This window comes from Mucilaginibacter sp. (assembly GCF_028288225.1).
Taxonomy (GTDB): Bacteria; Bacteroidota; Bacteroidia; order Sphingobacteriales; family Sphingobacteriaceae; genus Mucilaginibacter.
On sequence record NZ_JAQBOC010000062.1, the window covers coordinates 114,433 to 139,199 of the forward strand.

28 protein-coding genes are annotated in these 24,767 nt (G+C 39.8%); 12 read left to right on the forward strand and 16 right to left on the reverse strand.

All coding sequences use genetic code 11. From position 1 onward, the window contains the following. The first annotated feature begins 22 nt into the window (after positions 1–22). Positions 23–910, forward strand: coding sequence for a glutamate--tRNA ligase family protein (locus tag JWQ54_RS19425; RefSeq protein ID WP_299588194.1), 888 nt, complete (start codon positions 23–25; stop codon positions 908–910). Here JWQ54_RS19425 and JWQ54_RS19430 read toward each other — a convergent pair. Further along, entirely contained in the window at positions 888–2,264 is a 1,377-nt protein-coding gene (locus JWQ54_RS19430; protein WP_299588196.1) for a HAMP domain-containing sensor histidine kinase, read from the reverse strand. The genes JWQ54_RS19425 and JWQ54_RS19430 overlap by 23 nt on opposite strands. Before the next feature lie 409 nt (positions 2,265–2,673). Here JWQ54_RS19430 and JWQ54_RS19435 point away from each other — a divergent pair, with 409 nt between their 5' ends. Next, complete coding sequence (locus JWQ54_RS19435) at positions 2,674–3,765, forward strand: PAS domain-containing sensor histidine kinase (RefSeq protein ID WP_299588198.1); 1,092 nt, start codon at positions 2,674–2,676, stop codon at positions 3,763–3,765. Positions 3,766–3,854: 89 nt separating this feature from the next. Here the strand turns inward: JWQ54_RS19435 and JWQ54_RS19440 are convergent, their stop codons facing one another. The 3 genes from JWQ54_RS19440 to JWQ54_RS29225 are packed head-to-tail and all read right to left on the reverse strand — an operon-like array spanning position 3,855 to position 5,857. Then, positions 3,855–5,108, reverse strand: coding sequence for a HAMP domain-containing sensor histidine kinase (locus tag JWQ54_RS19440; RefSeq protein WP_299588200.1), 1,254 nt, complete (start codon positions 5,106–5,108; stop codon positions 3,855–3,857). Positions 5,109–5,110: 2 nt separating this feature from the next. After that, positions 5,111–5,314: a helix-turn-helix domain-containing protein gene (locus tag JWQ54_RS29220; protein ID WP_367187114.1), complete on the reverse strand. Its 204-nt coding sequence runs from the start codon at positions 5,312–5,314 to the stop codon at positions 5,111–5,113. Positions 5,315–5,326: 12 nt separating this feature from the next. Beyond that, on the reverse strand, positions 5,327–5,857 hold the full coding sequence (locus JWQ54_RS29225; protein ID WP_367187115.1) for a response regulator transcription factor: 531 nt from the start codon (positions 5,855–5,857) through the stop codon (positions 5,327–5,329). Between the two features lie 95 nt (positions 5,858–5,952). On the opposite strand from JWQ54_RS29225, the gene JWQ54_RS19450 reads away from it, so the two are divergent. Together JWQ54_RS19450 and JWQ54_RS19455 are read left to right on the forward strand one after the other, a co-directional pair. Next, on the forward strand, positions 5,953–6,717 hold the full coding sequence (locus JWQ54_RS19450; protein WP_299588201.1) for a hypothetical protein: 765 nt from the start codon (positions 5,953–5,955) through the stop codon (positions 6,715–6,717). 57 nt (positions 6,718–6,774) lie between these two features. Continuing rightward, positions 6,775–7,440 (forward strand): cytochrome b/b6 domain-containing protein, encoded by a 666-nt coding sequence (locus JWQ54_RS19455; protein ID WP_299588203.1) that lies wholly within the window; start codon positions 6,775–6,777, stop codon positions 7,438–7,440. Between the two features lie 62 nt (positions 7,441–7,502). Here JWQ54_RS19455 and JWQ54_RS19460 read toward each other — a convergent pair whose 3' ends face one another. The 6 genes from JWQ54_RS19460 to JWQ54_RS19485 all read right to left on the reverse strand — a co-directional run bounded on the left by JWQ54_RS19460 (position 7,503) and on the right by JWQ54_RS19485 (position 11,818). After that, positions 7,503–8,759, reverse strand: coding sequence for a DUF3570 domain-containing protein (locus JWQ54_RS19460; RefSeq protein ID WP_299588205.1), 1,257 nt, complete (start codon positions 8,757–8,759; stop codon positions 7,503–7,505). Between the two features lie 19 nt (positions 8,760–8,778). Further along, on the reverse strand, positions 8,779–9,006 hold the full coding sequence (locus JWQ54_RS19465; RefSeq protein WP_299588243.1) for a DUF4266 domain-containing protein: 228 nt from the start codon (positions 9,004–9,006) through the stop codon (positions 8,779–8,781). A gap of 1 nt (position 9,007) precedes the next feature. Continuing rightward, positions 9,008–9,904: an FAD:protein FMN transferase gene (locus tag JWQ54_RS19470; RefSeq protein ID WP_299588352.1), complete on the reverse strand. Its 897-nt coding sequence runs from the start codon at positions 9,902–9,904 to the stop codon at positions 9,008–9,010. Positions 9,905–9,947: 43 nt separating this feature from the next. Beyond that, a complete protein-coding gene (locus JWQ54_RS19475) occupies positions 9,948–10,382 on the reverse strand; it encodes a thioredoxin family protein (protein WP_299588246.1) in 435 nt (144 codons plus the stop codon). A gap of 22 nt (positions 10,383–10,404) precedes the next feature. After that, a complete protein-coding gene (locus JWQ54_RS19480) occupies positions 10,405–10,836 on the reverse strand; it encodes a ubiquinol-cytochrome c reductase iron-sulfur subunit (RefSeq protein WP_299588248.1) in 432 nt (143 codons plus the stop codon). A 175-nt stretch (positions 10,837–11,011) separates the two neighbouring features. After that, positions 11,012–11,818, reverse strand: a complete 807-nt coding sequence (locus JWQ54_RS19485; protein WP_299588250.1) for an AraC family transcriptional regulator — start codon at positions 11,816–11,818, stop codon at positions 11,012–11,014. A 21-nt stretch (positions 11,819–11,839) separates the two neighbouring features. On the opposite strand from JWQ54_RS19485, the gene JWQ54_RS19490 reads away from it, so the two are divergent. Beyond that, positions 11,840–11,977 carry a hypothetical protein gene (locus JWQ54_RS19490; RefSeq protein WP_299588253.1) on the forward strand — a complete coding sequence of 46 codons (138 nt, stop codon included), beginning with the start codon at positions 11,840–11,842 and terminating at the stop codon, positions 11,975–11,977. A gap of 59 nt (positions 11,978–12,036) precedes the next feature. On the opposite strand, the gene JWQ54_RS19495 is transcribed toward JWQ54_RS19490, so the two are convergent. Next, on the reverse strand, positions 12,037–12,939 hold the full coding sequence (locus JWQ54_RS19495; protein WP_299588255.1) for an oxidoreductase: 903 nt from the start codon (positions 12,937–12,939) through the stop codon (positions 12,037–12,039). Between the two features lie 537 nt (positions 12,940–13,476). Between JWQ54_RS19495 and JWQ54_RS19500 the strand changes: the two genes are divergently transcribed. Further along, complete coding sequence (locus tag JWQ54_RS19500) at positions 13,477–13,803, forward strand: helix-turn-helix transcriptional regulator (protein ID WP_299588256.1); 327 nt, start codon at positions 13,477–13,479, stop codon at positions 13,801–13,803. Here the strand turns inward: JWQ54_RS19500 and JWQ54_RS29230 are convergent. Next, complete coding sequence (locus JWQ54_RS29230) at positions 13,768–13,950, reverse strand: hypothetical protein (RefSeq protein WP_367187116.1); 183 nt, start codon at positions 13,948–13,950, stop codon at positions 13,768–13,770. The two genes, JWQ54_RS19500 and JWQ54_RS29230, sit on opposite strands and share 36 nt — an antisense overlap. On the opposite strand from JWQ54_RS29230, the gene JWQ54_RS19505 reads away from it, so the two are divergent. Then, the gene (locus tag JWQ54_RS19505) at positions 13,925–14,419 is read left to right on the forward strand and encodes an SRPBCC family protein (RefSeq protein WP_299588259.1); all 495 of its coding nucleotides are present in this window, start codon (positions 13,925–13,927) and stop codon (positions 14,417–14,419) included. The genes JWQ54_RS29230 and JWQ54_RS19505 overlap by 26 nt on opposite strands. A 58-nt stretch (positions 14,420–14,477) precedes the next feature. On the opposite strand, the gene JWQ54_RS19510 is transcribed toward JWQ54_RS19505, so the two are convergent. Further along, the gene (locus tag JWQ54_RS19510; protein WP_299588262.1) at positions 14,478–15,347 is read right to left on the reverse strand and encodes a YitT family protein; all 870 of its coding nucleotides are present in this window, start codon (positions 15,345–15,347) and stop codon (positions 14,478–14,480) included. Further along, complete coding sequence (locus tag JWQ54_RS19515; RefSeq protein ID WP_299588264.1) at positions 15,348–15,929, reverse strand: HD domain-containing protein; 582 nt, start codon at positions 15,927–15,929, stop codon at positions 15,348–15,350. A 114-nt stretch (positions 15,930–16,043) separates the two neighbouring features. On the opposite strand from JWQ54_RS19515, the gene JWQ54_RS19520 reads away from it, so the two are divergent. The 5 genes from JWQ54_RS19520 (at position 16,044) to JWQ54_RS19540 (ending at position 23,174) form a co-directional block, all read left to right on the forward strand. Beyond that, a complete protein-coding gene (locus tag JWQ54_RS19520; protein ID WP_299588267.1) occupies positions 16,044–17,348 on the forward strand; it encodes an ATP-binding protein in 1,305 nt (434 codons plus the stop codon). A gap of 125 nt (positions 17,349–17,473) precedes the next feature. Next, a complete protein-coding gene (locus JWQ54_RS19525) occupies positions 17,474–19,702 on the forward strand; it encodes a tetratricopeptide repeat-containing sensor histidine kinase (protein ID WP_299588269.1) in 2,229 nt (742 codons plus the stop codon). Between the two features lie 6 nt (positions 19,703–19,708). Then, positions 19,709–21,724, forward strand: a complete 2,016-nt coding sequence (locus JWQ54_RS19530; RefSeq protein WP_299588271.1) for an ATP-binding protein — start codon at positions 19,709–19,711, stop codon at positions 21,722–21,724. Positions 21,725–21,750: 26 nt separating this feature from the next. Beyond that, positions 21,751–22,131: a response regulator gene (locus JWQ54_RS19535; RefSeq protein ID WP_299588272.1), complete on the forward strand. Its 381-nt coding sequence runs from the start codon at positions 21,751–21,753 to the stop codon at positions 22,129–22,131. Further along, positions 22,131–23,174 carry an adenylate/guanylate cyclase domain-containing protein gene (locus tag JWQ54_RS19540; RefSeq protein WP_299588274.1) on the forward strand — a complete coding sequence of 348 codons (1,044 nt, stop codon included), beginning with the start codon at positions 22,131–22,133 and terminating at the stop codon, positions 23,172–23,174. The genes JWQ54_RS19535 and JWQ54_RS19540 overlap by 1 nt, the downstream gene beginning before the upstream one ends. Before the next feature lie 50 nt (positions 23,175–23,224). Here the strand turns inward: JWQ54_RS19540 and JWQ54_RS19545 are convergent, their stop codons facing one another. Together JWQ54_RS19545 and JWQ54_RS19550 are read right to left on the reverse strand one after the other, a co-directional pair. Continuing rightward, complete coding sequence (locus tag JWQ54_RS19545; RefSeq protein ID WP_299588276.1) at positions 23,225–23,548, reverse strand: hypothetical protein; 324 nt, start codon at positions 23,546–23,548, stop codon at positions 23,225–23,227. A gap of 75 nt (positions 23,549–23,623) precedes the next feature. Next, entirely contained in the window at positions 23,624–24,355 is a 732-nt protein-coding gene (locus JWQ54_RS19550; protein WP_299588278.1) for an acyl-CoA desaturase, read from the reverse strand. Positions 24,356–24,767: the final 412 nt, after the last annotated feature.

Below are 24,767 nucleotides of genomic sequence, written 5' to 3' on the forward strand. Positions count from 1 at the left end.
TAATGTTTATCCAATTAAATAAATGCCCGGTAAGCTCCAAAGTTTTAACAAAACCCGCATAGCCCCCACCCCCAGTGGTTATCTGCATTTGGGTAATGTACTGTCATTTGCGGTCACTGCGTGGCTGGCTCGTAAAAGCGGGGCAAAAATATTGTTGAGGATAGATGATCTGGACCAGGCCAGGGTGAATAAGCGGTATCTGCAGGATATTTTTGATACCCTGAACTTTTTGGAGATCCCTTGGGATGTAGGTCCGTGTAATTTAAAAGAGTTTGAAAATGATTATTCGCAACTGCGCCGGATGCCCGTGTACCGGGACGCACTTAAACAATTAGCAGATGAAGGGTTGGTTTTTGCCTGTACCTGTTCGCGCAGCTGGTTAGACTCGGGCAATGAGTGCCTGTGTGCTGGCAAAAGGCATCCTTTATCTGCAGAAAACTCAACCTGGCGTTTGTTAACATCAAACAATAAGCATCTAAAGATTAAAAGTTATGGCGGCCAAATGATTGAAGCTGCTCTGCCGGCAGAGATGCACAATTTTGTTGTTAAAAAAAGGGATGGTTTCCCGGCATACCAGCTTACTTCAGTTATTGACGATCTTTTTTTCGGGGTTGATCTGGTGGTAAGGGGCGAAGACTTGTGGCCGTCAACACTGGCACAGCATTTACTGGCAAATGCGCTCGGGAAAAATAGTTTTTCTGATATCACATTTTATCATCACCCCTTGCTTATGAGCGAAGGTAAAAAGCTTTCCAAGTCTGCCGGAGCGGTCTCGGTACATTACCTGCGCGAAATTGGTAAAAAGCCAGCTGATGTTTATACGCTGATCGCGGGAATGCTGGGTGTTAAGAATGCTATAGGCAACCGGGAGCAGCTTGCTGAAATAATTACAACGGCAGTGAAACTATAAACGAAGTTCCGCCCCCTAATAATGATCGTACAGCTATCGTCCCGTTCATATCTTCAATAGCTTGTTTGGTAAAATATAAGCCAAGCCCCATGCTCTTTTTATTACTGCCCGATTTAAAGAATTTATTAAAAATGCTGCCCCGTTGTTCAGGTTTTATACCTATGCCGTTATCTTCAATTTCAATAACACAATGCTTATCTTTCCTGTATGACCGCACTTTTATCCATTGTTCAGGCTTGTTAAAGTCAGCATATTTAATAGCATTTGATATCAGGTTATTAAACACCGTTTTCAAATCAGTAACATTACATTTAAGCTCCCATACTTCCAGCTCACTTAAAAATTTCACTTTCTGTCCTTCTGCAAAAAAACTGTTCTGGCTTATTACATCATTTACTATTTCACCTAAATTACAAAGCTCCGCACCCTTTCTGCTATCGTTACTAATGGTATTTAAAACATCCTGAATGTGTTGATCCTGTAATTGAATACTTTCACGCATCATTGTAGTATAGCCCGAAATTTTGGAGATGTCCTTTTCACGTTCCAGCACAGCAACCAGGCCTGTTAATGATGACAGCGGTGAGCGCAGATCATGCGTAACGCCATAAACAAACTTATTTATTCGTTCGTTCATATTTTTAAGCGACAGATTTTGTTCTATGATCACCTTTTTTGAGGTATGAAGCTTCCTGAGCATTATACCGGCCAGCAATGCAGAACATCCCAGGATAATGATTGAGACCGAAAGATCGGCAATGAGAACGTAATGGTCAACCATCCGTGAAGTAGTGCCAAGCAGAGCTGAAAAATTCTGTTGTTTAATGGTCAAATTATCTGATATAGTATTTATCTGTAAGATGAGTTCCTCTTTATCAATGGGTTTACCTGAACGGATATTGTTATAAGCCTGTGAACCTATTGCATCCAGCTTCGCCACCATTATATCAGCCTGCTGCCATGTAAGAATAGCTTCTTTAAAGAAATCCACGTTTTTAAACTTTTTAAAAAACCATATCAGTTCAGGCAGATCATCAGGATGATTGCCCCCCATTAAAAAACCTATGCGGGCTATTTTAATATCCTTTCCTGCTGATAATGCCTCGCGGGCAATGCTATCTCCTTTAGGGATACTGATGTCATTTTTAAAAAACAGGTAATCTGTTTCCTCGTGCGAATAGATATAGCTCATTAAATGCCGGGTGGCATCTTTTTCGCCCGCTGAATATTGCGATTGAAAATTGGTGTACGCCCTGCCGGCCGATAATATTTTTACCGAATAATAGTGCGTAATACCAATTGCTGCGGTAGCAACTAATACTATTGAAGTTAAAGCAATAATTACTCTTTTCATGTATTAAAAACATTGCCGGGCTACCCTTTTTTAGCTGGAACTTTATATTAATTTACCGACCCATTGCTTTATACGAAATGATTAATGTTTAGGTTATGAAATATTGCGCTGTTTAAAACAATTTATTATTCCCCATATTTGACCCTATAATAAGGATAAGCGGGATCTTCATTTGCAACGGATGACAGATTTTTGGTCGACCTGCCCAGTAAGCTAATGCTCCAAAAAGAGCACTCAGCATTGCAAGGATAATGAAAGCAGTAAAAAACATATCGCAATAATGCATCTTTAAAGCGCAGATACTCGTATTACTAATAGTTGAAGAAGCTTTGCTATGGCTGATGCTATTTTTCTGATCTTTCTCTTTGTTTCTAAATGACTTTAAAAAGAACAACAACTCTAAAAAAGGATGACGATTAAAGTGAACAAGCAAAATTCAGAGAATACCTATAATATTGAACTATTCTTCGACCTATCGCCTGACCTGCTATGTATTGCCGGATATGATGGGTATTTTAAACGGATAAATCCTGCCGTTTCAAAACTGTTAGGTTACACCAATGAAGAGTTGCTTGCTAAACCAATCCACGAATTTATTTACCAGGAAGATAAGCATATAACAGCACAGCACCGGGAAAAGCTGATCAATGACATTCCTCTTTTGCATTTTGAAAATCGTTATGTAACAAAAAGCGGGGAAATTGTATGGCTGCACTGGACATCGATGCCTGTTGATAGTGAGAAAGTTGTTTTCGCCATTGCTAAAAACATCACCCACAAAAAGAAGCTTGAAGAAGACCGCAATTTGCTGCTTACAAACCTTACACAGCTAAATAACGATTTGAAGCAGCTTGCGTATATGACATCGCACGACTTGCGTGCACCGATAAGTAATCTGCTCTCTGTTTTTAGCCTTTTAGATGTTTCAAAAATACAGGACGAGGAAACACTTGAATTTATTAACATCCTTAAAATAACTACCGATAGTTTAAAAACAACATTAAATAATTATGTAGACGTTTTAATTCAAAAAAACAGTTTAAATGCACACATAGAAGAGTTGAGTTTAAATGAGTGTTTAAATGCCTCTCTGCAATCATTGCAATCCTTAATTAAAAGTTCAAAAGCCGAGGTAAATATTGATTTTTCGGCAATTGAACGGGTTAAATTTAATAAGGCTTACCTGGAAAGCATATTTCTTAATTTAATCACCAATTCAATAAAATATGCCAAACCTGATAGTTTTCCCGATATTTCCATTTACACCAAAAAAGTTAGCGGCGTAACTCAATTAATTTTTGCTGATAAAGGTATAGGCTTTGATATGGATAAAGTAAAAGGCAGGATATTTGGCTTCAACCAAAAGTTTCATGATCATGCCGATAGCAAGGGAATAGGGCTTTACTTAGTTTACAACCACATTACAAGCCTTGGCGGTCACATAGCTATAAAAAGCAAGATAAATGAGGGAACCAAGTTTATTATATCATTTGGGAATTGAGATTTTACCCTGCTATTTTGCTATGATAAAATAACTGCTATTACCATGTGTTTGCAGGCATTAGCCTATCGGCCTGTTTTTGGTTGTAACTAATCAAAACTTATCTCAAAAGAATGCAGGTCATTTACATATTGATAACTAAGTGCAAAGTTATGCTGGTTACAAATGTTCTTCATAATTGCCAGCCCCAGGCCGGTACCCTCCGATGATCTTCCTTTATTAAAGCGTGTAAAAACGGTGGCTTGCTGAAGCGGGAGGCTTTCTCCGGAATTTTGAAATATCAGCTTATTGCCTGACAACCTTATTTTTATATGTCCAAAGGCCTTATTATGCTTTATTGCATTACTAAAAAGGTTGTTGATCAAAACATCGGTTAAATATTTGTTTGCAGCGACCTCAACTTCATCAAGCGCATAGTTCAACTCAATGTTTTTATTTTGAATCAGTTCCTGGAATTGCTGTATTTTTTCAAGGATGATGGATTTAATATTCAGCTTTTCGTTATCATGTAATAAATTATTATCAATTTTCACAAGCAATAAGAGCGACTGATTTAACCGGGAAAGTTTGTTAGTGGCCGAATAAATATCGGTTATTTGGGCGTACTGATCAGATCTCAATGTTTCATCCTGTATCAGTGTATCCAATTTAGAAGTAATAACAGCTAAAGGCGTCATTATTTCATGTGAAGCATTTTCAGTAAAAGTTTTTAATCCATGATAATCTGCCGTTACCCTTGATGACATTTTGGAAACAGCATCTCCTAACTCCGTGAACTCATCCGCCTTTGCTTGAATAATATCCATTTTTTTATTATCAGATACGTTAAACTCTTTTACCTGGTGCAGTATATAATAAAAAGGCCGCCAAAGCCCATTCAAAATATACCTGTTGGTAATTATCAGGACAGATAACAACACCGTGGTTAATAGTAAGGTAATAATGAATATAATTTGAATAAGGTATTCTGTGTTTTCCCGTGATTCAACAATAGTTGCAATATAACGTTCGCCATTTAATTTGATCAGGGCGGCCACGGCCCTGCCATTTTCATTTTTTTTCTCCCGGGGATTAAGGTATGGCGTATCAAAAAATTTAGTATCAAACTTAACCAGGTTTGTTTTAACAAAAGTTGTTTGGTCCTCATCAAAATCAATCGGTTTTGGCAGGTGTTGATTGAGGTTTACATATTCAATTACTTCTGCTATTTCTTCTGATAAATTACTGTCAAGTTGCTCCCTGGCAATCTGGTTAATGATAATATAATAAATTATACCTGATATTAATAACACGGTGACACTAATAATAATACTGGCTTTATTGTAATGTGCCGCTAATTTCATGATCAAATAAATTTGTAACCCACGCCATAAATAGAAGTAAAAAAATCCTTCCCGGTTATATCTGCCAGTTTTTTCCTCAGGTTTTTAATATGAGTATATATAAAATCAAAGCTATCCAGCATATCCATTTCATCACCCCAAAGATGTTCCGCAATAGCGTTCTTCGAAACTACCTTACCTTTGTTGGCAATAAAGTAAAGCAGCATTTCGTACTCTTTTCATGTTAAAACAATGGCCTTTTCATTAACATTTACATTCCGCCCTAAAAGATCAATACTGATCTCCTTGTAGTTAAGGACATTGGTGCTGCCAAATGCTTTTCTGCGAAAAATAGCTAATAAGCGGGCTTTTAATTCGGCCAGGTGAAAGGGCTTGGTAATATAGTCATCTGCACCTATATTAAGCCCCCTTATTTTATCGTCTAATGAGTTTCGTGCAGAAATAATCAGCACACAATCCTGTTTGTTATTTGATTTTAAATACTCAAGTATAGTAAACCCGTCCCCATCTGGTAAACCAATATCCAATACAATACAATCATATTCGTAAATAGCAATCTTTTGAAGCGCTGTTTCCAGGTTGCCACATGTTTCACAAATACTTCCTTCTTCGGTGAAATATTTTTCTATTGTTTCACGCAGGCCTTGCTCATCTTCAACTATCAGGAGTTTCAATTTTCTTTTTTTACTAAAGCTATTAAATGATTCTGAAGTAAAGCTGAAGAAACATCCTGGTATAAACCCGGGCATTTACACTATATTTAGTTGGCAAACCTGGTTGCAACTTCAATTTTACTCCAGATTTATAATATAGTTTTAAAATAAGATTCAACTAACAAATCACAATGCCGAAATGTTACATCACAATATGCATATGCTTAATCTTATCTGTTAAGTTAAAAGCACAAGATAACTACGAGATCCAGGTTTATGGATCAGAAACTGTAGAAAAAGGGCATACAATGCTCGAATTGCACAGTAATTTTACTTTTGATGGCAGTAAGACAATTGCAGATGGAGTTTTACCTACCAACCATGTTTTTCATGAAACTATTGAAATAACACATGGCTGGACACCCTGGTTTGAAACGGGTTTTTATATTTTTAATACTATAGGTAATGATGGGCGAACAGGGTATGTGGGTTCGCATATCAGGCCCAGAGTAGCTGTACCTGAAAGCTGGAAATGGCCGGTTGGCGTAAGCCTGTCATTAGAATTTGGCTTTCAAAAGGCTCAATATGATGCTAATACAAGCTCTTTGGAGATCAGGCCCATTATAGATAAAAAATGGGGGAGCTGGTATATTTCAGTAAACCCAACTTTAGACCAAAGCTTTAAAGGACCTGACCAGCACCTCGGCCTGATCTTTTCCCCAAACATTAAAGGCAGTTATGATGTTTCAAAAGTAGTTGCCCTGGGATTGGAATATTATGGCAGCACAGGTCCTTTTTTTAACTACTATCTGATACGTCAACAAGAACATCAAATATTTATAGCAACAGACCTTAATTTTAGCCCAGACTGGGAATTTAATGCCGGTTATGGTTTTGGATTAACCGGGGTTACGGACAGATCTCTTTTTAAAGTTATTTTAGGCCGGAGATTTTAAGGGTTGGACAGGGGTTAACAGATATTCAATTTAAAATACTAATTAATAATATAACATATGGTAGTACTGGAGCCTAAGCGAAAGGATATTGAGCATCCAAATCAAAACAAAAAGTATTCTGCATCATTACGTTTATGGCATTGGCTAAACGCAATTGTTATTACAGGTTCATTATTAACCGTTTTGCTTAATTCAACGCTACTTGATACCGGGAATAATGCAGCATTTATAAAGGATCAGCTGCATGGCGCGGGTGCAGCTGTAACTGATGACCAGGCAAGATCTGTTGCCCACGAGTTGAGTGATAAAGTTTGGGCGATACATACTTATTTCGGATACGTTTTGGCCGGGCTTGTTCTATTCAGGATACTGTTAGAATTTTTTCAGCTAGCTGATCAAAAGTTAATTCGTAAAATTAAAATAGCTTACAGGGAGTATTATATTACAAAAAGAAACCGGGAATTAGCCAGGCATGAGTTTTGGGTTAAAACACTTTATGCCGTATTTTATCTTTTTATATTCACTATGGCCGCTACCGGTTTATGTCTTGCTTTTGAGGATGACGTACCAGCACTTAAGGCAATACATGCCATTAGGGAGATTCATCAATTCACCATGTACCTGATACTTTCATTTATTGTATTACACCTGGGGGGTGTGTTTTTAGCTGAACGAAAAGATAGCAAGGGAATAACTTCTGATATGATTAATGGCGGTAAATGATCAGTAACCATACGTTGCTTTAATAAAACTGCAACGTATGGTTATTGATATTAATCACGACTTTATTTGAATTTTAAATTTAAGGTAGCAATATTAGAATTTAGTCCGGTTGAACGCATGTAATGACCAAACCTGATCTCGAGCATATTTAAATGCTGCCAGCCAAACACGCCGTTTGGTGGCGCCAGCCTCAAATTAAGCCCAACAAAGTTGCTGTTGAAGGTAGACAGGTCATAATCACTGGTATAATACTTTTCTGTAACGTTATGCTGCCCGTATGGTGCAAAATACCGTGTGCCTTGTTGACTGGTATACCTGTAAAACGGGCTTACTGAAACAAATGAAGTAAACTTAACAGGCACCTCAACTTCGGCAGTGTTGGCCCTTATCCCCCAGTTGTCCATATAATACCGGTAAAAAGTGCGGACAATAAAATGGTCGTCAATAAAGTAGTTAAACCTTACGCCAATCGGTAGTTTATAGCGGCTGCCAGGCAGGTTCTCAATCCGTTCATTATAAATGTCACCATTGGGGCCGGCGCCGGTTGCAAAATCTCCGTTAAAATAAACCCGCTGGTAATCTGTAGATAATAACCCATGCTGATAAGAAGGCTCTACGATAAATAAAGCCTGCAGCCTTGTATTTATAACTTGCGAAATTGAAAATGCTGTGCTAAATGAGTTTCTTGGTTTACTATCCACGGGTCTGTTATCATCTTTATGCGACCCTGAACCATAACCCGGCGGTCGTAATTCAACGGGCAGGATAACTTTCCATGTATCCAAAAACACATTTGCTTTAAAATCAAACTGTGTGTTTTTATTGGCCGATAACCGGGTTAAGTTAAAGCCGCCACCAAATGACTGGTAATCAAATTCATGCGAGTAGGACCCTGTGAAACCGAATGCATTGCCAGTTTTTTCGTTTGATTGGGTCCAGTTTAACGATGGATAAATCCTGGTATCCTGCCTTGAGGCAGATGATATGCTGTATGGATCAATTTTATCGGAAGACGCAGATGTATAATGATCAATGCCTAATTCAAACAGGAGTGTATTTTTTCGGCCGGCTTTGTTAAATTTTGAAAGCTGAACATCAATCGTGTTAGCAAAATCAGTTAAATTCTCAGTGCCAATGCCTCCTGTTACCGCTGAGTGATTACCATTTTGATGATAATATGCCGAAACAAAGTTAATTTCATCAACTTTAAGCTTACGCGACTGATAATTTGAACTATCCTTAACAGGGGGTGTTGTTTGCGCATAGGATGATAATATACCTAAATACAAAGCCAATACACCTAAATATATTTTTCTCATTTAATAGGGGATTTTTAAATTAGTTACAACCGCAGCCACCGCCACTTTTGCCGCCGTTGGCGCCTGACGCACCTTCGCGGTATAGTTGAAAGCTTTGTTCAAATTTTTGTGCCTTACGTGCAGAAAGCTCCATTTCAGCATCGTTTAAACGATTCTTCTGATATTGTTTAACTGAACTGCATGAAGCAAATGAGCAAACAATTACCAGGCTAAATAGAAAAAGCACTATAGTGTTTTTCTTTATCATATTAGTTTTTTAAGTTGATATTTTTTGTACGGTGTACCTGGTTGTAATCATCAATAATTACGCAAGCCATTTGCGGTAATTGATTAATAAGGTCAAGGCCCACTTTAACGCCCATAACCATTACAGGTGTTGCCATGGCATCAGCCAATTCAGCACTTGGGCAAATAATGCTCACGCTTTTAATGCCCGCAACAGGAAGACCCGTTTTTGGATCGATAGTGTGCGAGTACTTTTTACCATTTATAACGGCATACTTTTCATAATTACCCGAGGTAGCTATAGCCATATTACTAATGTTAAGGGTTGAAAAAGGAGTCATGCTTTGATCAGGGGCTGCTATGGCTATTGTCCAGGGCTTACCGTTGGGTTGTGTACCCCAGGTTGCCAGGTCCCCGGCTGCGTTTACTATACCATTGTTTACGCCAAGCTGCTGTAATATATATTTTGCCCTGTCGGCAGCATAACCTTTACCTATTCCGCCAAAGCCAATTCGCATTCCTTTTTCTTTTAAAAAAACGGTGGTTCTTTCAGGATCAAGTATCACATTTTGATAGTTGATAAGGCTCACCGATTTTTTGGCAGTTTCAGCGTCAGGCAGCGTTTTCATGTTAACATCAAAATTCCACAGGCTTTTATCAATTGAACCATATGTTATATCAAATGAGCCTTGTGTTAATGATGATATTTTTAATGAGCGCACAATAAGGTTAAACACCTCTTCGTCAACTTTTACCGGTTCAATGCCTGCATTCCGGTTTATTTCGTTTGTTTGGCTATCATCGCTAAATGTGGTCAACAGCTTTTCTATCCTGCTGATCTCGGCAACGGCGGCATCAATCTGTTCTTCGGCCAAATGCTGGTTATCTCCAACAACGCTGATCTCAAAACGGTTGCCCATTAACTTTAAAACACGGCGATAAACAGTAAGCATATCTGTAATATCAATGGCTGTCACTTAACAGGGGATTAATTTGTTCAACAAATTGCGCCGATGATTCATTAGGGAAGCCATCCCATTCTTTTAATACCTTCCCGGTTCCATCTATCAATACAGTAAAAGGGAATTTACCATCCGGGTTATATTTATCAGCTAATGCTTCATTACGTTTCACCTGGTCTTTATCAAGTTGATTTTTCTTTTGTCGCGGAAAATCTGCCCTCACCAGAACCAAATGATCTGATGCAAAATTTTGAAATTCTGATGATTCCAAGATCTCTTTGCGCAGGCGGATACAAGGGCCGCACCAGTCTGACCCTGAAAAGTTGATCAGGATAAGTTTATGTTCTTGTTGGGCCTGGGTTTCCGCTTTATTAATATCGCCTAACCACGGGGTATTTGAGATGAACGCTATAATAATGAATGCTAAAATTTTCATTTGAAATTCTTTTTTTATTTTATTAAGAATAGACCTTTAACGTTGTTCCTGTAACTGAAGTATTATACACGGTAAGATTTCTATTTGCAGGGGAGTTTAAAACAACTCCTTTCTCAGAAAATGCTGAGCCATGATTATTGCAAAAAAACCGCTGACTTGCTCCTTCATACATCAAAGGATAATTTTCATGTGTACATGATTGCTGCACTGCAATAAATGCGCCGGCATTTGTTTTTGCCACTAAAACGCCTTGTGTTGCTAAATACCCGCCATTACTTAATAACGCGGCGTTTGCTGATGCTGAAAGGTCTAAAGTAAAATCAACTCCTGTAGGACCATTTACAGATGATTGATTGCTTTGATTATCAGAACCCTTTGAACACCCTACACAACTCATTATTAATGCTGAGGATGCACTAATACCCACCAATGATAAAAACTCTTTCCTATCCATAATGTAAACCTGCGTTTTATAAAACTGTAAATACCTGGCGATTACCACACAGAATGCGTTGCGCCAAATACGCGATGCTTGTATATAGTAACAATATTACAATCACAATCTGTAGTTTGCATGAAATTCCCCGGATTTTGGACGAAAAAGGAAATATAATATCAAAAATAGCTCGTTAATTTACCCTTGACGGGGCAACACCGTAAGCTTTTTTAAAGGCGAATGAAAAATGCGAGAAATCTTTAAAACCAACTTCCATATAAACATCCGATGTTTTCCAGCCTTTTTCTTTGATCAGGAAATAAGCATCGTTAAGCCGTTTATGCTGCAGCCACCGGCTGGGTGACGTTTTAAAGATCTTTTCAAAATCCCGCTTAAAAGTTGCAAGACTGCGGCCGGTTAAATAAGCAAAACGGTTGATATCAACATTAAATTTATAATGCTCGTTCATATATGCTTCCAGGTCAATTTTGCCGGGTTCGCTAAAGTCGAACAAAACGTCCTTTAATTCGGGGTTGGTTTCCAATAGTATCATTATAGCTTCTTTAACCTTTAAGGTCGTCAGCATTTTATTGGTATTGCCCGAGCCGTGCATATAAGGACTTAAAGAGTCAATATAGTTTCTGAACAGGTTATTTGGTTGAAGTAGTAATGCACTTTCACCGGTATAGGTTTGGGTCATGTGCTGGTTTAGTTCTTCACTTACACTGCGTAAGGTTTCTTTATCCATAACAATAGATATGGTTTTGAACTCTCCGTCTTTAGGAGGATGCTTGGCAAATTTTGCCAGCTGATTTTTACGGATAAACCTGAAATCGCCTTCCTTAAATACATAATTTTTGCCGTTCACATAAATATCTGAGCTGCCCGACAGGATATAGCCGAACACATGATCAGCAATAAACTGCTCACCCTCCCGGCTGGTATGGGAATAGCAGGTGTATAGTATTTTGGGTGATGTTTTTTCTTTTAAAAGGGGCATGATTGTCAAATTTATGATTTAATGTGCGGATGGGAAGACAATGTGCGAATTTCTGATGTGCGGATGTGCGAGTGGGAAGACAATGTGCGGATTTTGGATGTGCGGATGTGCGAATGGGAAGACAATGTGCGGATTTTGGATGTGCGGATGTGCGAATGAAAAACACCGCGGCATTTTCTTTTTTCATCCGCACATTTGCATATCTGCCCATTCGCATATCATTTTTCTATCCGCACATCATTTTCTATATTCAAAATCGCTTTTCCTGCGGCTGTATCCAAAAAATTGTCTGCCTTGTCATGATCAGTTGAAAGGCTTACGGGCAGCCATTTTTCAAGCTCGACCCGGCGGGCTTCATCAGCCAGTTTTAATATACCTATGGCCTCGCTGCCTAATACCAAATGTACCGGGGGCCCGGGGTTGTTAGCCAGATCAACCATTGCTTTTGCAGCTTTGTCCGGATCGCCCATTGGTACAAACTTGCCGCTGGCAAAATAATCGGCACGTTGATTTACTGTAGTTTCATACCCTTCCAGCTTCGGGGCGTAGCTCATTGATGCGCCGGCCCAGTCGGTACTGAAACCGCCTGGCTCAACACTGGTAACAAATATGCCCAGCGGTGCAACTTCTTTTGCAAGAGCTTCGCTAAAGCCACCCAATCCAAACTTGGCGGCCTGGTACATGCTCAATCCAGCATTACCAACACGACCGCCAACTGAGCTGATCTGCAGGATCCGGCCCGAACGCTGTTTACGCATATAAGGCAATACCGCACGGGTAACTTCAATTGGCGCATACAAGTTTGTTTCCAACTGGCTGCGTACCTGTTCATCGGTAAACGCTTCAGCGGCGCCGATAATGCCAAAACCTGCATTGTTTACCAAAACATCAATCCTGCCAAAATGAGCAACAGCATCTGCAACTGCAGTATAAATTTCATCGTGTTGGGTAACATCCAATTTTACAGGATAGATCTGTTCCTGGTATTTTTCAACCAGGTCGTTTAATGCATCAGTATTTCTTGCTGTGGCAACAACTTTGTCACCGCTTGCCAGTACTGCTTCTGTAAGGCTGCGCCCTAATCCGCGGGAACTGCCTGTTATAAACCAAATTTTTGTCATCGTTTTAAATTTTATTTATACAAAGGTAACCCCGCAGGCAGGCGATAGTTTTGTTGAAAGGCTCAATCTATTTTGTTAGAAAGCTCATTTTCATTTTACTGGATCGAAATCCGTTGTTACAATATGGGCCGAGGCGATGGACAATGTCATTAAATTAAGAAGAAACACAAACGCGATTCTCTCCAAAAGCCTCATAGCCCCCTCTAAATCTCCCCCGGTAAGGGAGACTTTAGCTTCGCGCTTTTTTAAAGTCCTCCCTTACCCGGGAGGATTTAGGTGGGGCATTTGGATATTGTTATGCGGCTAGTTATAGTCAATGTTCTCTTAGCTTAATGACATTGCTCTATGGCTCTGAATTGCAGTTAGCAGAATAATTTGTCGACACCCATTTTTTAAAGAGCCATAGGCCCGGCTTATTTTGTAAGGACGGGTTAAAAGCTATCGGCAGTCTGTCAAAAAATAAATTAAAAAATAATTGCGTAAGTGAATGCTTACATATATATTTGTAAGCGTTTACTTACATATTAATTGAGACCGATGAGAAGAGATGTTTTCCAGGCAATAGCCGATCCAACCCGCAGAGAAATAATAAACCTAATAGCGTTTAACCCGTTAAATTTAAATGCCATTGCCGACAAGTTTGAAGTGAGCCGGCCGGCTATATCGCAGCATATTAAAATTTTGATGGAGTGCGGGTTGATCAATATTAAAAAGCAAGGCCGGGAAAGATATTGCGAAGCCAGCCTTCAGCAGTTAAATGAGGTATCAAACTGGATAGAGAAATACAGGCAGTTATGGGCTGAGAAATTTGACAGAATGGATGATTTGTTAGATAAAATGAAAAATGACGAGGCAAAACAATAGGTAGGGGCGTATAGCATACGCCCAATTGTAAGGCAGGGTGTGTGCGGCGATGGATACGATACATAGGGGGCATATGCGATACCTTACGGATAAAAAACAAACAAACCAAAAACATAAAATTATGGCAACTAAAAATGAAACCAGCATTAAAGCTGAACCAGGCAAACAGGAAATTTTTATTACCCGCGAGTTTGAGGCACCGCGTGAAATTGTTTTTAAAGCTTTTACAACTCCCGAGTTAATTGTACAATGGCTTGGTCCGCGTGAGCTTAAAATGCGACTTGATAAGTTTGAGCCTAAGGCAGGCGGCTCGTACCGCTATGTACATATTGACCCTGCAGGTAACGAGTATGGCTTTCATGGCGTAGTACACGAAGTTTTAGCTCCTGAGCGTGTGATCCAGACGTTTGAATTTGAAGGGCTCCCGGAATCAGGACATGTAACATTAGAAACCGCCAGGTTTGAAGCATTGCCCGGCAACAGAACAAGATTGACAATGCAATCAGTTTTTCAATCGGTTACTGACAGGGATGGGATGCTGCAGGCAGGCATGGAGCGCGGAGTAAACGACTCGCACGCGCGTTTGGACGAGCTTTTTGCGAAAGAGCTTGTGTAAATAATCAAAATAAATTAACCTGTCATGCCGAACTTGTTTCGGCATGACGTTTAAGTTATTAATGTCTTGCCCTTTTCTTTAAAACACCACCGGCAGCCTCTTTTATAGTGCTGGTAAACACAAAGGCTTTTGGATCAATTTCCTGGATAAGATTGCGCATGCGCCTTACTTCAAGGCGGGTTACTACGGTAAAAATTATATCAACCGGCTGGCTAACATCAAAGCTGCCCTTTAAAAACCCGCGTTCGCCTTTGTAAATAGTTATGCCCCTGCCCAGGGTCATTACCAGTTGCTTTTTAATTTGCTCGCTCTCACCAGAAATTATGGTTACCCCGGTGTATTCCTCCAATCCCTCAATAACAAAACTGATGGTTTTTGATGCCGTGTAATAGGTTAATATTGAATACAATGAAGTTGGTAAACCCAGCTTAATAGCCGCTATAAGGAAAATGATAATGTTAATGCCCAATATAATTTCACTAATAGTAAAGCTTATCCGTTTGCCGGTGTATAAAGCCAAAACTTCAATACCATCCAGCGCACAACCGCCCCTTATGGCAAGCCCAACCCCAATACCCATAAACACCCCCCCAAAGATTGATACCAGCAATTTATCAGATGTTATTTGCGGATAAGGCAGATATAACAGGCACAAGCCCAACCCAATAACGGCAGCAAAAGTACGGATAGCAAAAGTTTTATTAACCTGGAAGGCCCCCATGATAATGAATGGGATATTGGCTATAATGATAACATAAGCTATGTTTAAATGATATAGCTCATGAACCAGTAACGAGATACCGGTTACCCCGCCATCAAAAAAACTATTAGGAACTAAAAAGCTCCTTAATGCAAAACCGCAAAATAAAATACCGCATATCACATAAATGGTATCCTGTAGCCAATGAGGCAATTGTAAGTTTTTCATTTAAGAGTTTACCTGTGCTTTAATTCGTCCTAAGTTAGCATCCTTTTTAGCTTGCCGCAAATTAATGGCGGTTTTGGTAAAATATTGATGCTTTTCTATAAATTCTATTTGCTGAAGGTTCCATTCGTTTTCGTTTTCAACCTTGCCAGAAAACAAATTTTCGAGAAATAGCTTATGTGAAACGGTAAAAAAATCATCGCGCCCCAGGTTTTCCAGGTCGGCATCGGCTAAAATTTGTTCCAGGTGATTTGTGGGCGATTGGGGTAAGCGTGTTGCCATTATCATCCCGCAGATCTTCTCTATCTCATCTATAGTGTAACCATACCCCGGCAAAGCTTCCCTTGCAATGTGGCATGATTCTTCCTCATGGCCTTCAGCCATTATTAAAAAACCTGAATCGTGATAATAAGCAGCGGTTAGCAGCAATTTAAGTTCATCGCCGGTAATACCTTCAGTTTCGCCAATACGTTTTGCAGCCTGGTAAACATCCTTTGTATGGTCGGCATTGTGATATGTGAGATGATCGGGCAGTTCATTATTCAGCCTGTTTAAAATATAATTTCCTGCCTGCTCAAATTGCATGTTCTGTGAAAAATTTGACGGCTAATATATTTAAATGTTTTGTACTAATTTCAAACATTAGCAAGCATAGGTTTTAATATTTAACTTTAGTTCGTAAAAATTTAATTTTAAGGCATGACTCTTTTTTATTTCCTGGCAGCTTTTTTACTCATCCGACGCTTAATAAAGCGATATAAATTCTCTCCTATATACCCAAAGTGGAAAACACTGCTAAACACAGCAAGCTGGGTAATAATAGCTCTCTATTTTTCCATAGCTTTTAGCCTTGAAAATGAAGCCGTTGATATTTTAGGTGCCGCGATATTATTAGGCTTGCTACTTTACGTAGATAAAGAACCCGATTTTAAATCGCAAAAAGCTTATGTACAGGCAAATTTTCCTTTGGTGGCCGTTGGATTTATAAATGGACTTACCATGCTTATTGCCCCCGATTTTTACGAAAAATATTCTAATTATTTTCAGCTGGTAACCCTGGCTGCCTTCGTTTGGATCTTCGGCAAATGGGCAAACTCAAATAAACAGGAAGAGGAGCTGCGGATTGCCGCCGAACGAAAAGCGGAGCTTGAAGCATTGGTAAATGAGCGCACCGCCGAGCTGGTTAAACAAAAAGAAAACCTGCAGGAAATTGTTGAGGAATTGAAAGCTACCCAGGATCAGCTGATCCAGTCAGAAAAGATGGCCTCATTGGGCGAGCTTACTGCGGGGATAGCGCACGAGATCCAGAACCCGTTGAACTTTGTAAACAACTTTTCGGAGGTAAGCATGGAGCTTATTGATGAGATGGAGGAAGAGTTAAATAAAGGTGATAAAGAAGAAGCCATTGCCATTGCGGCCGACATAAAACAAAACCTGGAAAAGATCCGCCACCATGGCCGGCGGGCTGATGGCATTGTTAAGGGGATGCTGCAGCATAGCCGGGCAAGCAGCACCACAAAAGAACCAACAGATATAAACAAACTGGCTGATGAATACCTGCGTCTTTCGTATCATGGATTAAGAGCAAAGGATAAATCGTTTAATGCCAACCTGGTTACCAACCTTGGTGATAATTTACCTTTGGCCAATATGGTTCCACAGGATGTGGGCCGGGTTTTATTGAATTTATTTAATAACGCCTTTTATGCCGTTCAGCAAAAACAGAAAACAGCGGGAGCAGACTTTAAACCAACCGTTGAAGTTAGTACAACAGCAAAAGGTAAAACGCTGGAGATAAAAGTTAAAGACAACGGAACAGGTATACCTGATGATATAAAGGAAAAAATTATGCAGCCTTTTTTTACCACAAAGCCAACCGGCGAAGGTACAGGCCTGGGCTTATCTTTAAGTTACGATATAATAGTAAAGGGGCACCAGGGAAAAATAGACATTGCTACAAAGGATAGTGAATTTACTGAATTTATTATTCAGCTGCCTGTTTAATAACCATTGATATAGTTATTAAATTTCCATACTTTTCATTTGCTTATTATGCTTGATTAAAACCTTTAATTCAGAGGGTTAGAAGAGGTATATGTTTTCTTATCAATGGTATTTGTCGTATATATATGAAAAAAATAATTCCTGCATTTTTTATACTACTCTGCATCCGGCAAGCTTATGGACAAGATCAGCAAACCAAAAAATTACAACAACAGCTTAAGGAGCACACACAGGCAGATACCTTCCGGGTTAACCGGCTAAATGAGCTTGGGCAAATTCCGGGTTTAAGTGCCGGAAAGCTTGATACAGTCGCTAACGAGGCATATGATATTTCTAAAAAAATAAGCTATATAAAAGGTGAGGGTTATGCCCTGATAAACCTGGTTGATTTGATGTTCCTGAAAAGCGAAAAACAAAAAGCATTGTCGCTTTTACAACAGGCTTTTGCAATTGCAGAAAAAACGGGAGATAAAACTCTTTTAGCATTCTACTATTTAAGAATAGGTAAAGCATATGCACAAACTACAGAAAATAAGCAAGCGCTTGCTTATACTTTAAAAGCAGAAAGTATTGCCCAAACATTACCTGATAAAAAATTTCTTTCAACTTGCCAGCGGGCTGTCGGAAGCTTGTATCAAAATTCATTAAGTGATTACCCCAAAGGAATGGAGTGGACGCTTAAATCAGCCAAGACTGCCGAAGATGCAAATTGCCTGGATTGTTTAGCTTTAGCCTGGACAGCTTTGGCCACACTTTACAATGGCATGGGCGAACATGTGAAATCATTATACTACTATAAAAAAGCGCTGGAAGTAAATAAACAGGTAGGCAATAAAGTAACGCAAAACAATCTTTTAAATGCCATTGGCGAACGCTACCGTTTGATGGGAAATTATCCGGAAGCAATTAAAGCATATGAGGAAGCACTGAACAGCACTACCACCTCCTACAATATTGAACTTAACGAAAGCAACCTGGCCGATGTATATGTAAGGGTAGCAAATTTGCCAATGGCATTTAAATATGGGTTTAGCTCGTTAAAAACAGCAACGAAAATTGGCGATAAAGAAGGTGTTTCGTGGATAGACGGGGTAATTGCACGAGCATACCTTAAAAAAGGGAACCTTGATAGTGCATTATATTACGCCACGCAGGGATTAGAAGCAGGTAAACAAACCGGTACCATTGAGTTTATGCGCGATAACTTTAGCGCTTTGGCCAATGCCTACGCGTTAAAAAAGGATTTTACCAATGCTTATAAGTATCAAAATTTGTATATCACCTATCGTGATAGTATGATAAACACGCAGGTTAGCAATCAAACTAACTTGCTGCAATACAATAATGATATTGCTAAAAAGCAGGCACAGATAGCTACCCTTAACCAGGATAAACAGATGCAGCGCTATTTTTTAACCGGCGCACTTATTTTAGTGGGGATAATTGCTTTAACAGTTGTTGTGCTGTTGAAAAATAACCGCCAAAAACAAAAAGCCAATAATCTTTTAAGTAAGCAAAAACACATTATAGAAGAACAACGGGATCAAACAAATAAAGCTTTGGCCGATCTGCAGCTCACCCAAAAACAACTGATCCAGTCGGAAAAAATGGCCTCGTTAGGTGAGCTTACTGCAGGTATAGCGCATGAGATCCAAAACCCGCTGAACTTTGTCAATAATTTTTCGGAAGTGAATATTGAGTTGATTGATGAAATGGAACTTGAGCTTTCAAAAGGGGACAAAGATGAGGCAATGTCTATTGCGGGCGACATCAAACAAAACCTGGAAAAGATTCGCCATCATGGCAAACGTGCAGATGGCATCGTAAAAGGCATGTTGCAACATAGCCGCGCCAGCAGCAATACACAGGAGCCAACGGATATTAATGTTTTGGCTGATGAATACCTGAGGCTGGCCTACCATGGCCTGCGGGCAAAAGACAAAAGCTTTAACGCAGACCTAAACACGAACTTTGCAGATAAGCTGCCAATGGTAAATATTGTACCACAGGATATTGGCCGGGTATTGCTTAACCTGTTTAACAATGCGTTTTATGCTGTTAGTCAGAAACAGAAAACTGCAGGGGCAGATTATAAGCCGGAAGTTTCAGTGAGTACGTCCGCCGAAAATGAGCAGGTAATTATTAAGGTGAGAGACAAAGGCAATGGAATCCCGGACGCAATTAAAGACAAAATAATGCAGCCCTTCTTTACAACCAAGCCAACCGGCGAAGGAACCGGGCTGGGCTTATCATTAACTTATGATATGGTGGTAAAGGGGCATGGAGGAAGCATACAGGTTAATAGTGTTGAGGGTGAGGGATCGGAGTTTATAATTCAATTGCCAATTAATTAGCATAGCATGAAAACTTGCACCAAAATATTATTGCTTCTATTGCTGATACCTGTTTTTAGTCGGGCACAGCAGCAACTGCCCGGCAATATCCGCACCGCGTTCAGGAATGCGCACGACGATTCGGCACGGTATGTCACAACTGTCCAGGCTTATTTGTATTTCGAAGAGATAAACCGGGACAGTGCTCTTTATTATTCCGACCGGGCCATATCCCTGGCCCAAAAGAACAAGAAGCCGCTGTTGATGGCAAGGTCTCTTTCCATGAAAGGCTATCAGTTGACCGGCATGGGGCGTTACGCCGAAGCGTTGAAGTGCCTGCTACAAGCCTTTGGCATTGCACAGGACCCAAAAAATGCAAGCAACAGTTGGTTTACAATACGGCAAACTACTCCGGAGAAAAACAGGCTTTTGATGCTATCCCTCGTGCACCACATGTTTGGGATACTGATGGATCGCACACAGAACACAGACCAGGTAATCTTCCATTTTAAAGAAGCCAGGAGAATTGCGAACTCAATAGACAATCCACTCCGCGTGATGATTGCCGATATGAACATAGGAAACTATTATGCAGATCGCAATAAAATTGACTCCGCGTTAACCTTTGCAAACGAGGCACGGGCTCTGGATGTAAAAACCGGGTATAAAAGATACACCGGCTACATCATGAGCGTTTTAGGCGATATACAAGTTAGGAAAGGAGACAAAGCCAAAGCAAAGGAGTGTTTTTATGAAGGTGTACGATGGTCGGCAGAACAAAAAAACACATCAGCCTTAACCCGAAACTATCTAAAACTCACTGATCTTTACCTGTCCGAAAATGGGGGCGATTCAAGCCTTCATTTTGCAAAAAAAACGCTCGAAACCTTTAAAACTTTAGGGCCATCCATGAGCCAGCAACTCAATATTGGTATAGTTTATCAAAATCTTTATAACAGCTACAAGTTAAGACAGCAACGAGATAGCGCTTTTAAGTACGCCGGTATGACCATAGCTGCCAAGGACAGCATATTTAAAATCAGGGTAGCGAGTTTGGCCCAGTTTCAAAACGCTTCCTTCCAGGAACAAATGCGATTCCAGGACTTTCAAAAAGAAAGGGTTGCCTCTCAAACCATGGTCAAAACATATTCTCTGCTGGCCGGCTCGGGAGTTTTCCTCATTATCGCCCTGCTACTTTACCGCAATAACAGGCAGAAGCATAAAGCCAATAAAGTTTTAGAGGGAACGCTTACTGATCTCAAATCAACCCAAGCCCAGCTCATCCAATCCGAAAAAATGGCTTCATTGGGCGAACTTACGGCAGGCATAGCCCACGAGATCCAAAACCCGCTCAATTTTGTTAATAATTTTTCGGAAGTAAATATAGAGTTGATTGATGAAATGCAGCTAGGGCTTGATAAAGGTGATTTTGAAGAAGTAAAAGCAATAGCGAATGATATTAAAGAGAATCAGCAGAAAATAAACCAGCATGGCAAACGCGCTGATTTTATTGTTAAAGGCATGCTGCAGCATAGCAGAACAAGTACGGGGGAGCGACAATTAACTAATATAAATTTATTGGCCGATGAATTTCTAAAACTTTCCTATCATGGATTAAGAGCAAAAGATAAATCGTTCAACGCGGAAATAATAACTGATTTTGCAGATGATCTGCCTAAAATCAATGTGGTACAGCAGGATATTGGCAGAGTGTTGCTGAACCTATTCAATAATGCATTTTATGCGGTTAATCAAAAAAAGAAAACAGCCACCGAAAATTATACACCAACTGTTACGATAACTACTTTCGCTCCCCCTTCAGGGGGCTGGGTGGCTATAGTGAAGGACAATGGCAATGGCATACCCGATACAATTAAAGACAAGATCATGCAGCCATTCTTTACAACCAAGCCAACCGGCGAAGGAACCGGGCTGGGCTTATCATTAACTTATGATATTATAGTAAAAGTACATGGCGGAAAGCTGGAAGTTGACAGCGAAGAAGGAAATTACACTGAGTTCACAATTACAATTCCTGTATAAATTTTTAATCCCTATATTTAACAGCTATGAGAATATTAGTAGTTGACGATGAGGCAGATGTTCAACCTCTTTTTTTACAACGCTTCCGCAAAGAGATAAAGAATAATGAAATTGAATTTTCTTTTGCGCTTTCGGGCGAGGAGGCTCTGAATGTTTTACATAATGCCCATTCAGAAATCGTACTGATATTATCAGATATTAATATGCCAGGCATGAGCGGTTTAGAGTTGCTTACACACATCCGCGAAGATTTTAATGATCCACCGCCGCCGGTTGTTATGATGATAACCGCTTATGGCGATGAAGAAAACCACAGGCAGGCAATGGAAAAAGGAGCTGACGAGTTTTTAACCAAGCCGCTTGATTTTATTTTATTAAAAGAAAAACTTAAAACATTTGCTGAGTAATGGCCAAGATATTGGTAGTTGATGATGAAGCTGATTTGGAATTACTGGTGAAACAAAAATTTCGCCGTAAGATCCGGGAGAATGTTTATGAATTTGTTTTTGCTCAAAATGGCGAAGAAGCGCTTGAAAGGGTAAAAGAACACCCTGACCTGGATATCGTTTTAAGCGATATAAATATGCCGGTAATGGATGGGCTTACCCTGCTCAGCCGGTTACCCGAGGCTAACCCTATGGTTAAGGCCGTTGTGGTATCGGCCTATGGCGATATGCAAAACATCCGCACGGCGATGAACCGCGGCGCATTTGATTTTGTATGTAAGCCTGTTGATTTTGAGGACCTTGACCTTACCATGGAAAAAACCATTATCCACGTAAGGCAGCTGCACGAGACCATGAAGGCCATCAAAGAAAACAACATACTGAAAATGTATGTTGACGAGAACGTGCTCAACTTTATGAATCATAAAGAATTTGAAGGCAGCCTGATGAAGAATGAGCTGGTTGATGCTACCGTTATGTTTATTGATGTGTGCGGTTTTACAGCCATTACAGAGCAGGTTCCGGCTAATACGGTAGTAACCTTGCTTAATGGCCTGTTTGATAATATTGTAAAGGAAATTATTGCCCAGGGTGGACACGTTGATAAGTTTATGGGGGATGCGGTAATGGCCGTTTTCAGGGGCAATTATCACCTTGACAAGGCCATTGATGTTGCACTGGTTGTAAGGGAGCAGTTAAAGAACATGGAAGAAATAAAGCTGGGTGACGTTTCATACAAACCGGCGGTATCCATAGGGATAAACTCGGGAGAAATGGTATCCGGAAATATTGGTTCGGTATCATTGAAACGACTGGACTATACGGTAATAGGTGATGCCGTAAATTTATCGCAGCGCCTGCAATCCGCCGCTAAAGCAGGGCAGATCATCATTACCGAAGAGGTGTATCACAAAGCTAAAGAATCCTTCAAATGTGAAAAAATTGGTGAGGTTACGCTGAAAAATAAAGCTAAGCCTGTAACTATTTATGAAGTGGTGGAGTAAAAACGCCTTGTTTCCGCAGGACTTCTGTAAGCCCTGCGGAGGCTTTACAATTAACGGCGTTGCCGCTTAGGATTAAAAGCAATTACGTAGTTCAGCTTGTCCTTTAAAATAGCTTTTACATCACGGCTTTGTTCTTCCTTATTTAATGCCAGGTTCAGCCGTGATTTAATAGTATAAAATACCGGTAATACTATCTCAGGAAATACCTTGGTAGCAACGGCGGGATAATAATCTTTTTGGATCCTTGCTTTTTGAGCTTCCGTTCCCAGGATCAGTTCCCAGCTATCGTCCGCTTTAAAGCCATTTTCCAGTGCGGTATTCATCAAATCAAACAAATACATCCGGGTTTGTTTTTCTATGGTTGGATTTTCCATCTTATTTTGTTTTTGTTAATTGATACTGATTCGTGCATAATTAACAGCAGAATCAGTATATAGTTATTGGAATAATTAATATGCTTTACGGAGTTTAATTATCCGTATCCAGTGCAATAGTTTCATAACTGGGTAAACCGGATCAATTTCAAACCATCGCTTGCCAAAGTTGGCGCTGTTGGGGTGCTTATGGTGATTGTTCTGAAACAGCTCACCAAGCATCAGGAAATCGAAGGGTGTGGTGTTTTTCGATTTATCCTTGTTATCAAAGTTTGTGTAACCATATTTATGTCCGCACCAATTTACAATAGCACCGTGGATCGGTCCCATCATGAAATGAACGGGCAGCAAAAGAAACATCCACCAGTGCGTTGCAAAAGCGATGTAAAAACAAGTATAGGCTGTAGCGAAAAACAGCCTTGAAAGTATAGATGAGCCCATCCTGTCTATTAATGGCCATTCAGGATAATGCCCTGCAAACCTTGCTTCAGGGTTTTTTGTATTTTTCACATGATCGCCAAAAGTATCAATGGTTGATTTCATCAGCTGATAAATATCTGTGAAAAAATGCGGTGAATGCGGGTCCTTTTCGGTATCGCTGTAGGCATGGTGCTCGCGGTGCATTATAGCGTAGGCACGCGGGTTTAAAAATGATGTCCCTTCAAAAAGGTAGGCCATTAAGTAAAATACCCGCTCCCAGCCTTTACTAGTGGTAAACATACGATGTGACGCGTAACGATGCTGGAAAAAGGTTTGAAAAAACAACGACAAAAACCAATGCGCAATAAAGAAGATGAGAATAATCATAAAAATAAATTAATGTAATAGTCTCCGTGTGTTCATCAATTTTTATGATGAATGCATGGCCTATTGATCGGGAAAAAACAGAGAGATAAAAATGGACTATTCTTTGAATTCTGCGATGAGTACGCTATGTAGCGGATAACTATATAATATAGAACGGCTTATAGCCAGGTTTATTGTAAAGGTGATGGGGTCTCCAAAAAGCACTGACTTTTTCTTACCCGTGGATCATCTAAAAACAAAAAAAGGCCCCGGACTTACATCCTGAGGCCAGCTACTTAATGTATTTCCTCCCTAACAGAAACTACAATTTAAGTTATTTTTAAATGTCCTATATCTTTAACGGTATTACTTACTGCGGTACATCAGGGTTATAGGAAGTAAAGCTACTCTTACTATGAAGAAAAAAAATATG